The sequence below is a fragment of the Aquamicrobium terrae genome (assembly GCF_052978165.1).
Genome location: NZ_JBRKLZ010000001.1, coordinates 3,024,208 through 3,038,196, shown reverse-complemented (window position 1 = coordinate 3,038,196; position 13,989 = coordinate 3,024,208). Strand labels below are relative to the sequence as shown.

Genomic DNA, 13,989 nt, shown 5'->3' with positions numbered 1-13,989 from the left:
CGGGCCCGATTGACCGGCAGCTGATTGGCGTAGGGGTTGGGTTTTGGCCCGTTCACGGATTAGGATCGCCAAGATGCGAATAAGTGCGCGTTTGGTAGATGACTGAAAAACGAAATTGCCGCCTGACGTTCCCGTTTCTCGCCGTTCTTTTCGGTATGTCGCTTGGCTTTGTAACGCCTGGTTTGGGCCAGCAGCCTCCGGTTCCGCCACCAGCATCACCGCTCACTGTTGGCGTCTATGTCAGCCCACCCTTCGTCATGGCCCACGACAACACCTTCACTGGGATGGCAATTGATCTCTGGAGAGCCATCAGCGAGCCGCTCGGGATTGAAACAAAATTCGTCGAAATGGAAACGCTGACCGATCTGGTAAGCGCCACTGCAAGCGGTGAAATCGACGTGGCCGTCACCAACCTGACCATCACAAAGGATCGCGCGCAGCAAATCGACTTCACCCATCCATGGTTCGACGCAGGCCTGCGCATCATGGTCAATGAAGATCGCGGTTCAGGCTTTTGGGATGTAATCGGTGGGTTGCAGGCCTCGGGCCATCTTCGCGCCTATGCCTGGATTGGTTTCGTCATTCTCATTGCTACGGTTCTCGTGACTCTGTTCGACCGCCGTTTCGACAAGGACTTTCCACGCCGTTGGCGCGATGGCCTCGCCGAGAGCTTCTACACTGTGATGTCGGTCGCGACCTCTGGCAGACCTGCTGCACGCAAGAACCTGTTCGGATGGGCCGGTCGCATTTGGCAAGGACTATGGCTCGTCTGTGGGATTGCAGTGCTTGCCTATGTGACCTCGTCCGTGACGAGTGTAATGACGACCCTCTCACTAACAAACCAGATCAACAGCGTGGCCGATCTTACCGGTCGCCCGGTTGGTGTATTCGCCGGCTCCGTGGCCGAAACATTTGCTCGGCAGTCCGGCCTTGACGCGAGAGCCTTCGCCCATATCGAAGAGGCGGTCGATGCGCTGCTTGACGGCCGGGTTGCTGCGATCGTCGGGGACGCTCCGGTGCTGGAGTATTACGCCCACACCAACACGAACCTGCCTCTTGATGTGGTCGGAGCCATCTTCGAGCCGGACAAGTATGGCTTCGGTCTGGCCCATGGAAGCGAGTTGAGGCATTCCGTTACCGTCGAACTGATCGGCGCACACGAGAGCGGTCTGATCGAAGACTTAAGGCGACGGTACTTCGGCGACACGCCTTAAGCCGTGATGTCTTCACCGCCCCTGTCAACGGTCGGCATCTTCGGTAATTCCTTCTTTCCAGTTCTCTTTGACTTCCTCGAAGATTTCCGGGCCGAGCTCTATCTCGCCGCGGTACGGCTCAATGCCGGCAATGTCCGGTACATCATCAGCGTAAGAGATGGTGATGTGTGGCTGATATTCTGGATGATCCCACGTCGCGCCGTTGCGTTTCATTTCCTCGTGCCGCCACGACAGGACGCTGGATGAGAAGAGAAGCACCTTGGCCTCTCCGTTTTGCCCGAACGCATCCATGAGACGCGGGCCGCCGGCTGGGATGATCAGACCGCCCTTGTCGTTGTCCGACCAGTTTTCGCCCATCTTCATCCAGTCGACCGGCTGGCGGCTGAATGTGATGGTGACGTGCATATCGTCAGCCGGCAGCGTCGTGGCAAAGCCCTGCGCCTTGAAGTGGGCGATGATCTCAGCGGCATTCAGAACATCGCGGCGCACGTAGAGAGTGCGGGGTGCGGCATCGTTTGCGGCAAGACGCACCTGCTCGTTGGCATTGGCGGGGAAGGCCTCAGCGGCCGCTTCTTCTTCATCCTCCTCCTGATCCGAAAGCTTGCCATACTCCTCGATCGCCTTCTCAAGCCCTGGCAGGCTGCCATCTTCGACAAGAGCGTTCACCAGCCCATCGCTGAGCGCTTCCAACGGAATCAGTTCAGGAGACGTGCCCCCGTTGCCAGCGATCGCCCGTGCCGCATCTGCCTTGGTCCTGAAGATGTCCGCGCGCTCCTTGTCCGTCATCTGCCAGAGCGGCGCCCAGGAATAATAGATCGACGGATCGCGCTTCCCGATGGCGGATCGTATCAAGGCCTCGTCCAACCGGTAGAGGGCCGGCGTCATCTCGATTTCCTGCATGGCGGAGATGCGATCGTAGTAGTTCCGCAAATCCGCCTCTCCCGTTGAATTCAGCCCGGCTGGAGACTGGCCTAGCAGGCGGGTGGCAGGGATATCCGCTGCGCCCGACACGACGGTCAGGAAGCGGTCGAGAACCTCTGGCAATTGGGCAAAGGATGCCGACTTGCTCTCGTATTCCTCCTCTTTGTCGAGCATCAGCGTGCCGTTGATGCCTTTGGCCGTGTTGGCGAGGGTATAGCGCTCGAGGATCTTGCGCTTGTATTCCTCGTCTCCGACCGAGGCCATGAAGTTCGGGACACGGATGATGTCGATCTTTGCCTCAAACACCAGGGACGCGATATTCGCGGCGGTACTGTCGGCATTCTTGATCGCATCGAGGACGGCAACCAAAACGCTATCGCCCCATCCCGGATGCATGGCAAAATCATCATCCGGAACAGGGCTACCCTGAAAGATGGCCAGCCGAGTGGGATGGACATCGAGAACCTGGCCGTTCTTTCCGCTTACCCTGTAGGACGACGGCTTGCCGTAGAATTCGGACCCCGGATCACGCTCGATCTCTCCAGCCGAAAGATGTTTGCGGGTGAACACGGTGAGATACTGGATTCCACCACGCCCGATGCGCTCCACATCAAGTGGCTGCATCATGTCTTGATCACCGGTACCTATCAGAATGCCGGCGCCGCCAAGCAGACGGGCGTTGGTTCGAGCCTCCAATACCTTGGCCCGCACGTTCAACCGCTTCTCTTCGGCCTCAATTCTCTCGATTTGATCCTTCGCGGCCTGCCAGTTGCGCCAGTTCCGGCAGGAGTCCAGTGCCGGAATGTCTACGATCTTCCTTGGCAGCCAGGCTCCGCGGTAAGCGTTGACGATCTCTGCGTCACTCAGCAGCGGCAAGCCGTAAAAGGAGTGAGAAGCCTTATCCCGCCCCGTCCCCATCCGCGAGACGAGGTTGGTCAGGCTGTCTCGAACCAGAGCGATCACATTTCCCATTTCAGCATGCCTCGCTCGGAACAGAAACGTCCGCTGATGTGTCGCCCCCTCGAGCCCAAGGAGAAAATATGATGGACCTCAGCAAACACGTACGTCTGACCAGCTTGGACTGGCCGCGCTTCAGATGATCCGGCAATTTGAAAGTGGCTGATGTGAAAGCGATCTGTCTTCGGGAGCACCATGTTTGCTAGAAAATTATTCTCCAGCCTCATCCGCTTAAGATGATATGGACTCCGAGTTGACGAAGTGAGCCACTGCGAAATCGATCCAGGAAAGAATTAGATATGGACGTGGTACTTAAGACAGAAGAGGCTATTGAGTGCGGGATGGCCAAGGAGCAGTTCCTGCGCCTCCTAGTCCTCCTGGTCGAACACGGAATTAAGAAAGAAGCCGCTGCAAAGGTGTGTCTGGACCTTGCCGAAGTGGCGAGGTTCTTGAAAGTTACACCCCAACTGCAGCCATACACAGACCTGACAGCGCTTCAATACGAGAATATCGCCAATCAGATTCTTAGCGGCGAGCCTCTACCTAAGGATCCTACTGCCTAGCTTGGGATCGGATAGCCAGGCCGTCCGCAGCCTCGTTCGTGAACTCTGTTATCACACGTTTGCTAGTGTGTAGGTCGAGCCCAACGCCAGTTCATTCAGCGCGTCGGCAAAAGCATCGACTTGGTCGTCATATTGTCCATTCGGGAATGAACAGACCTCATCAAGGAAGGCTTCATTCCACGGACCGCGCACCAGCTTCACGTTCCCCGCTTCTGCCTGGGCAGATGCCGGCTTGGCACGCACCGATTTCTCACCCGTAGGACGAACTGCGGTAACGTCGTAGCCGGCGAGCAGTTTTATCTTGGTCGCAGCGTCCGCCTTGCCGGCCGCGCCCGGGTCTTCCGGTATCCTGATGCGGATCGACGTCCCGTCCTGGCTCGCCGTGTTCTTCAGGTTCCTTTCTACATCAGCCGGCGACCATCGATCACGCTTGACGTCCTCGACGTAGAAGATGCCGCCGACATGCGCCATGCGGATTCCGACGGTCCAGTCGGGCTGCTTGCCCGGCTTCGGCTGCGTGGCCGCGAAGTCCCATGCCCTACAGCGCTTGGCGCCGGCCGGCACCGCATCGACGATCTCGAAATCGCCGCGCTGGAACATGCCGCCGGATCGCGGCGCCGGGCGCTGCTGGAACTGCCCAGCCACGGCGTAGGAGCCAAGCGGTATCTTGTCGCGTTCGACGACATGACGCGGAAAACGCTCTGGAAAGAGCAATTCCCCGTCTTCCGTCCGCGGATCGACAAAACCGATCGATGTCCGGCACTGGCGCTCCGGCTCATACTCCATCGGCAGCATAAGATGCTCGTAGCCGAGCCCGAGCGACAGGATGGTTCCCGACACATCCCCCTCATGCAGGCGCTGCATAATGACGATGATGGCCGACCGCTCCGGATCGTTCAGACGGGTCGGGACCGATTCCCGAAACGTCCGGACGGTCGAGAGGCGATCCGCCTCGCTCTCGGCACCATCGACCGAATGCGGATCGTCGATGATGAGCCTGTCACCACGGCCACCGGTAAGGCGTGAGAACGGCACGCCCTGCCGAAACCCGGTCTTGGTGTTGGCAAACGACCGCTCGCCTGAGCGCGTCAGCTTGACCGTGTCGCCCCACAACGCCTGATACCAGTCCGAGGTGACCAGATCGCGCATGCGGCGGTTGTCGCGGGTCGCATAGTCCTCGGAATAGGACGATCCAATGATGCGCAGCGCCGGCCGGCCCTTCGGCCCCCATTCCCATGCGGGCCAGAAAACGCCGGTGATCAGCGATTTCATCGTGCCGGGCGGCACGTTGATCAACAGCCGGTTGATCTGGCCGTTCGTCACCGCTTCGAGGTGATCGCAGATCGCATCGATGTGCCAGCCGTGCACAAAATTGCTCGACGGCTCAACGACCGACCACGCCTCTTTGATAAAACCGGAAAGCGTCTGGCACCTGGCCCGGATGCGCTCGGCATCCTTCGCAATGCGCTCGCGCTCAGCTTCGGCCGCCCTCCGCGCCTTCTCCTGTCGGATCAGCCGCATCATCGTCGCCGGATCCGGCAAGCGGACCGAAAATTGCTTCAAGCTGTGCGAGTTCATCACCACTGAGCTTTGTCAAATCGACGGTCTGGATTGGCCCGCCATTTGCGCCGGTATGGCGGTGCTCTTGCCGATCACCGTATTTCTTCGGGTCCATCTTCGACATCAGCCATTTCCGCGTATCCACACGCAGGCGAGCCCGGTTCGTGTCCGCCTTCGGATCATCGGCGATTTCGATTATCTCTTCGGACCATGAGACAACGCGGTCTTGTTGTGCGCGCGCGTATTGGTCCGAGAAATCCTTGTGCTGCGCCATCCATAGAAACACCGTCGACTTCGCCGGCATGTCAGAAGGAGTGCATACCTTTCGCAATGACTTTCCAGACGCGATTTCGGAGCAGATGTGGGCAGCGATTTCCGGCGTGTATGTCGACGGCCTGCCGATCTTTTTCTTTTCAGCCACGAAAGAGATGAATCCTGCTGATGTAGTGCTCTATCTTGAGATGCCGCGCACTGCCTTGGCCGGGCGGGCTTGTTGCCCGCCGGCCGGGTGGCTCAGCAGATCAGGCCTTGGCGTCTACGCGAGGGGAGGAACGCGAAATGCGTACCATATGTTTTCTGTGATTCGACGGTCTGGCGCCAAATGTCCGCCGTTTGTCCGCCGTTTGTCCGCCTCCTGTCCGCGATAATTTTCTTGACAGGTTTTGGTGATTCACCCCGCTCGCCGCGATAATTTATCGACAAGGTTCCTGTGATCCGGATGATCAGGGAGGTGCCGGGGCTTGGCGTCGGCGGCGCGTTCCCAGTTGGCGTACGTCACCGACGATACCGTTGTTGGCTCGATATCTGCCCCATTTTGCGACACCCCGTCCATCCCGTCCGTTAACCGAACGCGATGCAATCGGTTGAGATTGTTCGCAATTATTTGACAGGCGCGGAGAATTTGCCGCTCGAAAGTTCGGCGAACAAGGCCATTTTGCTCGATATAGCGGGCAAGAAACATGCCCTTCCGGGATTTCAGGAAGCTGTAATCGTAGAGAAGCTTGCGGTTGCGCTCATCAAGATGGGCATTGATCCAGCCCCAGGTTTCCTCCATCCGCGAAAGAGCGCCGGGTGCAGGAATCCTTTTCAGGCGCACCGGCTCCCCGCGATGATAATCGTCTATGTATTCACGGAACACCTCGATCATGCTGCCAGCCATGCGTGGCCCCATCGCCGCCGGCAACATAATCAGCGTCTCGGCTGCCTCGATCACTCGGTCGCGAACTGTGTAAGCCGTCCAAGCTTCATATTTCATGCCGCATCTCCATTTAGCAGGTCACGCTGAGCGGGCTCGTGAAAATGCAGCATAAGCAACACTCGCAAAACGTCGGTTATGGGGACAGGGCAATCCATGGAGCGCGCACGGCGGCGAAGGGCGCCGAGGTCGAGAGCGTTGAAATCGTCAACGAGAGTGGCTCTCTTTACGAGGTCAGGCCGCCGCATTATCAGCGACGAGACGGCCCGGATCATATCGGCATAGAGCTCCGCCGAGTTCGCCCGCGTGCCGGTCATCAGCATCAAGACAAGGCGGAGATGGTCCTCGCCATGGGCCCGGCCGATCTCGCGCAACGTGGGCTTGCAGAAGCACTCGCGCGGCTTGCGAGACGTAGGGCTGTGATCGTGGGCCTCACGCAGGATAACCCCGCACTGGCGCGCGACGCGATAGATATCGCATGGATGCGGTTTCACCTGCGCCGCCTCCGCTCTATAACGATGGTGCGACCGGCGCGCTCGATCGATGCCGGGCCCGATGTGCCGAATACGCGCTCGCGCTCAGCCTTCAAGGCTTCGTCTTTCTGTGAACGCCATGCGCGAATGCCAAATGGATCGGCGCCGGCGTGAATCGGACCAGACTGGGTGTGAGGTGCCAAGGCCTTGCGGCCCTGCCGCAGGGCTTCGGTAGCTGTGGCGAACTTCTTCGGCTTTCCGGCTTCGTCGACAAGGAATTCGTCGGGCCTGCCGGGCGCATGGAATACCGCGCAGTAGCGGTCGCCAAAGGCCATGGTCGAGACACGGACGGTCATAGCTGAATGCCCTCCGTGAGGAGATCGAGCTCTCCCGGCGAAAGAGGCGGTGTCGCCATTTGTCCGCCATTTGTCCGGCTGTTGTCCGCCATTTGTCCGCTTGGGAAGGTTCTCGGGAAATTACGAACCGGCTTGCCAGCCCACCACATGAAGGGCTTCGAGACACCCATCACGCCGGACTTGATCAAGAAATCCTTAGCCCGGGCAAACTCCTTCCTGATCTGCTCGACTGCCTTATCCCGATCCTCGATTTCCGGCATCTTCTCAATCGCGACCTCACGATAGAAGTCGTAGTGAACGACTGTCCGGCCGATCGCGGCGCGCGGGCCGTCCTTCTCGTCGGCGATGAACTTGCCGTGCCGATCGATGGCATCAAACATGTTCATCAGGATCCGGCGCTCCGTCGGGTTGACCGTGAAACCCTGGCGCTCTTGCTCCTTCTTCAGCCGATCCTTCTCACTGACCGAGAGCACCACGCAGCTCGTGACGTCCCTCTGGGTGCGCTCGCTGAAACCCACCGTGACCGAGGCGAGCGCGAACCGGATGGTGAGGCCATCCTCATCGTCCTTCTGCTTGGACAGCGTGGCGGTCCGGATCTTCGTCGTCTCGTCGCAGAGCACGGTGATGACCTGGTCGACGTTGGCGTAGACCGAGGTGTGCCCGCGCAGCTTCTTGCCCTCGGAATTCATGTGGTGGACGAGCATGACATGCGCGCCGGTCTCGTCGGCGATCCGGGCGATATTGGCGAGCACAACGCTCATATCCTTACCGCTGTTCTCGTCGGCGCCGGCCGTGGCGGTGGCGAGCGTGTCGATCACGACCAGGCGCAGCGGATAGGCCATGGTGAGCGCCCATGCTTTGATTTCGTCGATCAGGCCCTGCGTGTCGCCGTCGCGGCTGTAGAGATCGACCTTGGAGCCGAGGAATACGAACGGGACATCCTCATCGTCGGCGACCTGAAAGTGCTTCCGGTACGCCTTCAGGCGCTTTTTCACACCCTTGGCGCCCTCGCCTGCCTGGTAGACAACGCCGCCGCGCTTGACGGGATAGTCAAAGAAGTCCTGGCCGCGGCATACGCACATGGCGAGATGTATGGCGAGGAACGACTTGCCGGACTTCGATGGCCCGCCGATGACGGATCGCTCGCCCTCGGTCAGCCAGCCATCAACAAGGAATTCGAGTTCTGGCCCGGCGTCATCAAGGCGGGACCATTCCAGGGCATTGTACCGGCTCTTTGGTCGCTCGGGCTTCCACAGCGGAGCGCGCTTCGCCATGATGGCGAACTGCTCGGCCGTGCCGTTCGCGGCTTCCTTCCAGTCCGTGATATCGGCCTTCTCGGGCGCATCCTTCCAGTGCTGGGAGATGTCCAGGACGCGAACCGACTTCGATTTGCCGATCAGCCCTGCCCCGCGCACCATGGCGCGCTGCTGTCCGGTTTCGTCATTGTCGGGCAGGATGACGACTTCGGCACCGGCCAAATCGAGGTCGAATGCCTCGGTCCAGTATTTGGCGCCGCCGGCGTTCGTGGTGGCCGTAAATCCCCATGCACGCAAGGTCTCGACGTCCTTCTCGCCCTCACAGAGGTAAACCGGCCGGCCCTCGGCCTTGGCCTTCATCACCTCGTCGCGGTGGAAAAGCCAGCGAACGGCATCCTCAAACGTCTCTTCCGCCTGGTAGTGCTTGCCTTCCTTGGCCTTGAACCAGTCGCCCGACTTCACCAGCCCGTAGGTGCCGCCCTGCAATCCCCATATCCAGCCCTTGCCGGCCGGGTGCTTGCGACGCTGCATGTAGCGACGTGGCGCGGTCTTCGCGAATTTCAGGACCTCATAGGCCAGCCGTCCTCTGTCATCGAAGTACTGGAAGGTGGCAACCGGCCAATCGTCCATGAACCCGGCGAACTTGCCTTGCGGCGAGGAACCGTTGGCTGCCCCGTTAGGATTGGCCTTGCGCTCGAGGAAACCCTCATCCTGCAACCATTCGACCGCCTCGGCCTTCGTGTAGCCGCGGAATGAGGTCAGCAGGTCGAGCACGCCGCCGCCGGTCTGATCTTCGTGATCGTGCCAAGTCTGTTTGACCAGATCGACCGACAGGCTGCCGTTCTTGCCCCAACGCAGCTCCGAACGTGAAGAGAGAGCCTTGTTGGGCTCTCCCATGAATTCCGGCAGGACACGGAGCGCAACCTGCTCGATTGGGACGTTGAAGTCACTCATTACGCCCCCCATTGCGCACCTGCATTGCGGAGATAGACTCTGGCTTGGGGCAGAATCACGGGTGATATATGGGCGACGATAACGACGGTGCGAAAAAGCAGATGGAGATCACAGCGGAACAAATCCGAACCGCTCTCAACGCCAGAGATGTGGACGAAGCCGTTAAAAATATTAGCTCTACGCCGTTGAGTGGTGTTGTCACTCCCACGGTTACATCTCTTTCCCTGATGGGAAGGGATGAGCACCTTGCAAAAATAGACAAGACGATAAAAAAGCTCGAATCCTCTGTCGAGAATTTGCGTCACATGATTAGCACAAACGCAAAATCCTTCGAGGAAATGAACACAAAGTATCAAGAATTCAGAACAACAGTCGAGGACCCTGCCACGGCACTTAATGGCTTCAAGGCAGCAATACTGGAAGAACTGAAGCTGAAGGAAGCCAGAGCGTTGTGGATGAGCAGAGCGAAAAGCGCAAGAGTGGCCTACTCCTTGTCTTGGGTCATTTTGGCGGGGCTCCTGATAGTCGCTCCTGGAATTGCGATATGGAATTCGACTGCAATTTTCGGGTTCTTCAGAGCGATTGGCGAAGCTGCGCTCGTTGATCTTCCGGCAAACGCAACCGAAACGGCTATCCTTATTGCCGCAATAAGCCGGCTGGTTCTGATAACGCTGCCAGTCGCGCTCTACATCTGGCTCATACGGATCGTGGTGCGTTTCAATATGCGATCTCTGCTGCTCATGGATGATGCCAATCAGCGCAACACGATGCTGGAGACATACCTGCACCTGGTGGAGCAGGACGATGGGGTCAAAGCAGACCGCCCCCTCATTCTCGAAGCTCTTTTCAGGCGCACTCCAGGCCACGGCGCAGAGACAATCGAACCGCCGAACCTTGCCGACGTTTTGAAACTGGGCAGCAAACCGAGTGCTGCCGGCTGATAGGTTCATCATCGCCGCACCACCTCGATCTTACGGCCCCGTCTGAAGATCGCGCCGAAGAGTTCTTCGGCCTTCGACCTTGTCGCGCTGGTGCGCTCGCCCTCGCTGAGGATGCCGTCGCCAAAGTGGTGGCGCGTCATCGCCTCGTAGGCAGCGACCTTGGCGGCATCCTCGGACGGAAATAGCTGCGCGATGCCGTTCACCTCGACCGGGAACCAGCTGGCCTTGTGCATCTTGCGGAAATGACCCTCCCAGCCATTGAAAACAGGGACTGCGCGGACGCGGGGTTCGTTCACAGCGGGTTCCTTCTTGTGATAATGTTACTCACATGAAGAGGGGAAACTGTTACTTGGGGTGGGAGCCGATCATGGCGTTTGCCATGATCGCCGTGGCTACGTTTATCGCTTATCGGCTGTGGCCCGCATGGGCTGCGGTCTGCCCAACTGGCGAAGGGCTCGCCGAGTGTTCTCGCGCATGGATTTCTGCCTTGAGCGGGTGGATAGCCGCGATGGCCGCCGGAACGACTGTTATATGGCTCGCCCGCCAGCTTCATGTCACGCGGCAACAGACTGAATTCGTGGTCGGCGAAGCGGACCCCGTCGCGTCGCTTTTCGATCCACGAGAGCGGCATATCGACGATGCCTTCGCCAACAGGCTTCAAATCGTAAACTGGAACCGCAACCCGATTCTCGTCAGGGAGATCAGTATTCCCGGCGGTCAAGGATTTACGAAAGCTCACATCTCCGTGGTCGATCACGATCCCGGCCGCAGAAGCACCCTCGCAGATGAGCTTGCAAGAGGGCGCATCTTTATCCCTGGATGGCTCGACAGGTCCAAGGCCCCCACGTTTGCTGAGTTCGACATTACCTTGGTGGCACCACCCGAAAGCCACGAGGATTCCGGTGGAGGTCTTCTGCGGTCCGCTTTGACGGTCGATGTCACCATTGTTGTCGCCGGGAATGAACATCGAATTGTGAAGTTCAATGTCAGTCGGCCCGATGCGCTCGTCATAGCCGAGTTCAATGCATAGCGTCTTCATCGCACCACCTCCGACGCAAGATCATCGACGCTCGGCTCGATCGATGGCACTTCCATCAGATCGAACAGACTGGGCACGTTTCGCGTGGCCTCGGCCTCCCGGCAGTAGTAGGCGCCGTCCTTGAAGGAGACCTCGTTGAGCTCGGAGGCCATGCCGAACCGGCCCTTGGCGATCGCTCTGTACGGCACGGTCATCAAGCCGCCGAATGGGTCGTAGACGACATCACCGGGGTTCGAATATCTGTCGATCAGGCGATCGACGATGTCGAACTGCAACGGGCAGTTCTTGACGATGCAGCCCTCGGCCGTAAAGCTTTCATCCTCGGCGACGCGTAAACACCAAGTCTCCGCTTCACCGGCATCTTCAACGGTCCTAACCTTCTTCCACCCGCCATCATCCAACAGGAACGGCATGCCCTTGCGGCGACCAGCATCAGGTAGATCAAAGCACAGCACCCAATCCTGTTGCGTAGTGACGACCCGCCCTTCGATGACGGAGGTGCCTGCTGGTCGGCCGGGATAGATGCTGGCGACGGCACCGTAAGCGCGCTGCGCAAGCATCGCCATGCCGAGGAGCAATTCCTTGGATACGCTGGACGCCATCCAGCGGCTGCGGGCTGCCAGATGGTGTCCGTCACCAGACAGGTAGCCGTCTAGCAGCGCGCGGGCCTCGGCAACCGGCAGTGTGAGGGCTTCGGGAGGTAGCTGCTTCTTCGCCGCCCCGTAGCCGCAACCCTGAAGCAGGGCGCGGAGTTCGCCGCCGCGGTCCTTCACAAATATCTGTGGTGCGGCGCCGAGATGCCGGACGCCGCCGGCACGTTCCCCGAGACGATCTTGCAGGCCGGCCAATTCATACGGCGCGCAACTGATAAGGACGTTGCCCCGCGCGTCATAGCAGCCGTCCGCAAGCCACCGGCCAACCGTCCACCATAGCGCTTCGTCGCCGATCGCATCTTCCACATCAGGAAGTTTCAGGTTGATGTAGCTGCCAAGCGTCTCGTCTGCGCACACCCAATCAGGATCAGTTTTCGACGCCTCGCGGCGGGAATGGTTTCGCGACCACGGAAGATCGCGAACACGACGTGTCCAGAGCTTATGCTCCGGCGTCAGCATGAGGCCCGGCACGCCCTGCGCCTTTAGGGTGACAACAGGACGAACGCCGGTGTTCTGTACTACTTCGACCGGCCGCCATCGTCCCTTATGTGTCAGAACAAGGTCGCCGACCTGCACTTCCTGGATCGGCTTGTAGCCGCCCCTCGTCAGGACCAGACTGCCGCGCGCCAAGCAGATGTGCTTCTCGACGTTCCGACTGGACTGGCTGCCGTTCAGCGTGTGCATCCGCACCACGCCCGACCATATCCATGGGGAGTGAGAAACCGGCGCCAGCGCCATGTATTCGGTCGGCAGGCGGTCCTTCGCTTGCAGAACCTCGCCGATGGCAACGGTTTCCTCGTGATCGTAAACAGTCGCCTCGCTGTGGGCGCGGAACGCCTTCGGCACGGCGCGCGGCGGTATCTGCGCCCATTCCTCACGGGTCAGAAGCCGGTTTCCGCTGGAACGCCAGTGCGCATGGGCGTCAAGCTGCCAGCGCGCCAGACTGTATTCGTCTCGGCTCTTGCTCACCCGCTCGTCGGCATAGCCTTTCGTGCGATCCGTCTGCGGTTTGTGGAAAAGCAGGACATATTCGGGCGAGCCGACGCCCATCTTGCTGCCGTCCTTCAGCATCTCGGTGTAGCCGAGCCGGTAATTGCCGTTGTTTTCGGTGACCACGTCGGTGTCGACCGTGATCATGCCGCAGTAGTCGAAGCCGTGCTTCATGCCGTGGAAGATGGCTTCGGCGTGGAATGGCGATACGGTCGGCAGGCCAGAACCGGTCACGTTCCCGAACAGGATGCGGTCCTTGACGTGGCAGGCGAAGATGCGGCCGGGCTTCAGGATCCTGAACAGTTCCGGCGTGAGGAAGTCCATTTGCTCCCAGAAGTGCCCGTTGTCGTCGGTATGGCCGAAATCGTTATAGCTGGCCGTGTATTCGTAGTGGTTGCTGAAGGGGATCGAGGTGATGATCAGCCCCACACTGTCCGCCTCGGTACGGCTCGCCTCGTCGACGCAATCATTGTAGGCGATGTGGAAGAACTCGCCCTGCTCGACCTTTCTCTCGACGCCGATGGAGCGTTTCAGGACTGATTCCAGCGGCAGCCGCCCGAGGCCATACTTGCGGATAATCTCGGTCATCCGCTCCATCATGCGGTCATGCTCGGCCCACTTCTCTTCGAGGATACGCCGGGTGCCGCGCTCGGCCTCCGAATAGATGATGTCGATCGTGCATTCGTGATGCTGGCCGAAGCGGACGATCCTGTGAACGGCTTGGATAAAATCATGGAATTTTGCATCAATCCCAAGGAACACCATCTTGTGGCATTGCTGCAGGTTGACGCCGGCTCCGAACATGACCGGCTTACCGACGAAGGCGTCAGCCGCTCTCCTTTTCCATGTGTCGATCAGTTCTTCCTGCCGGTCGAGCGCCTGTGCGCCGCGCATGGAGGAAAAGGAAATGCCAATGC

General features: G+C 59.4%; 13 protein-coding genes. 4 read left to right on the top strand and 9 right to left on the bottom strand.

Features of this window, described 5'->3' with window-relative positions; translation table 11 throughout:
• The first annotated feature begins 98 nt into the window (after positions 1–98).
• The gene (locus ACVCNR_RS14890) at positions 99–1,214 is read left to right on the top strand and encodes a transporter substrate-binding domain-containing protein (RefSeq protein ID WP_447075320.1); all 1,116 of its coding nucleotides are present in this window, start codon (positions 99–101) and stop codon (positions 1,212–1,214) included.
• 24 nt (positions 1,215–1,238) lie between these two features.
• Here ACVCNR_RS14890 and ACVCNR_RS14885 read toward each other — a convergent pair whose 3' ends face one another.
• Positions 1,239–3,107, bottom strand: coding sequence for an anti-CBASS protein Acb1 family protein (locus tag ACVCNR_RS14885; RefSeq protein ID WP_447075319.1), 1,869 nt, complete (start codon positions 3,105–3,107; stop codon positions 1,239–1,241).
• Between the two features lie 284 nt (positions 3,108–3,391).
• Here ACVCNR_RS14885 and ACVCNR_RS14880 point away from each other — a divergent pair, with 284 nt between their 5' ends.
• Positions 3,392–3,655 (top strand): hypothetical protein, encoded by a 264-nt coding sequence (locus tag ACVCNR_RS14880; RefSeq protein ID WP_447075318.1) that lies wholly within the window; start codon positions 3,392–3,394, stop codon positions 3,653–3,655.
• Between the two features lie 51 nt (positions 3,656–3,706).
• Here ACVCNR_RS14880 and terL read toward each other — a convergent pair whose 3' ends face one another.
• The 6 genes from terL to ACVCNR_RS14850 all read right to left on the bottom strand — a co-directional run bounded on the left by terL (position 3,707) and on the right by ACVCNR_RS14850 (position 9,449).
• The gene (gene terL, locus ACVCNR_RS14875) at positions 3,707–5,176 is read right to left on the bottom strand and encodes a phage terminase large subunit (protein WP_447075709.1); all 1,470 of its coding nucleotides are present in this window, start codon (positions 5,174–5,176) and stop codon (positions 3,707–3,709) included.
• Positions 5,130–5,636 carry a terminase small subunit-like protein gene (locus tag ACVCNR_RS14870; RefSeq protein ID WP_447075317.1) on the bottom strand — a complete coding sequence of 169 codons (507 nt, stop codon included), beginning with the start codon at positions 5,634–5,636 and terminating at the stop codon, positions 5,130–5,132. The genes terL and ACVCNR_RS14870 overlap by 47 nt, the downstream gene beginning before the upstream one ends.
• Before the next feature lie 249 nt (positions 5,637–5,885).
• Entirely contained in the window at positions 5,886–6,470 is a 585-nt protein-coding gene (locus ACVCNR_RS14865; RefSeq protein ID WP_447075316.1) for a hypothetical protein, read from the bottom strand.
• Positions 6,467–6,904 carry a hypothetical protein gene (locus ACVCNR_RS14860; RefSeq protein ID WP_447075315.1) on the bottom strand — a complete coding sequence of 146 codons (438 nt, stop codon included), beginning with the start codon at positions 6,902–6,904 and terminating at the stop codon, positions 6,467–6,469. The genes ACVCNR_RS14865 and ACVCNR_RS14860 overlap by 4 nt, the downstream gene beginning before the upstream one ends.
• The gene (locus ACVCNR_RS14855; protein ID WP_447075314.1) at positions 6,901–7,239 is read right to left on the bottom strand and encodes a hypothetical protein; all 339 of its coding nucleotides are present in this window, start codon (positions 7,237–7,239) and stop codon (positions 6,901–6,903) included. Before ACVCNR_RS14855 ends, ACVCNR_RS14860 begins: the two co-directional genes overlap by 4 nt.
• Positions 7,236–9,449: an AAA family ATPase gene (locus ACVCNR_RS14850; RefSeq protein WP_447075313.1), complete on the bottom strand. Its 2,214-nt coding sequence runs from the start codon at positions 9,447–9,449 to the stop codon at positions 7,236–7,238. Before ACVCNR_RS14850 ends, ACVCNR_RS14855 begins: the two co-directional genes overlap by 4 nt.
• A gap of 68 nt (positions 9,450–9,517) precedes the next feature.
• Between ACVCNR_RS14850 and ACVCNR_RS14845 the strand changes: the two genes are divergently transcribed.
• Entirely contained in the window at positions 9,518–10,390 is an 873-nt protein-coding gene (locus ACVCNR_RS14845; RefSeq protein ID WP_447075312.1) for a DUF6161 domain-containing protein, read from the top strand.
• Between the two features lie 8 nt (positions 10,391–10,398).
• Here ACVCNR_RS14845 and ACVCNR_RS14840 read toward each other — a convergent pair whose 3' ends face one another.
• Positions 10,399–10,686 (bottom strand): hypothetical protein, encoded by a 288-nt coding sequence (locus ACVCNR_RS14840; RefSeq protein WP_447075311.1) that lies wholly within the window; start codon positions 10,684–10,686, stop codon positions 10,399–10,401.
• Positions 10,687–10,757: 71 nt separating this feature from the next.
• Between ACVCNR_RS14840 and ACVCNR_RS14835 the strand changes: the two genes are divergently transcribed.
• On the top strand, positions 10,758–11,420 hold the full coding sequence (locus ACVCNR_RS14835) for a hypothetical protein (protein ID WP_447075310.1): 663 nt from the start codon (positions 10,758–10,760) through the stop codon (positions 11,418–11,420).
• A gap of 5 nt (positions 11,421–11,425) precedes the next feature.
• Here the strand turns inward: ACVCNR_RS14835 and ACVCNR_RS14830 are convergent, their stop codons facing one another.
• Positions 11,426–13,966, bottom strand: coding sequence for a hypothetical protein (locus ACVCNR_RS14830; protein ID WP_447075309.1), 2,541 nt, complete (start codon positions 13,964–13,966; stop codon positions 11,426–11,428).
• Positions 13,967–13,989 lie beyond the last annotated feature (23 nt).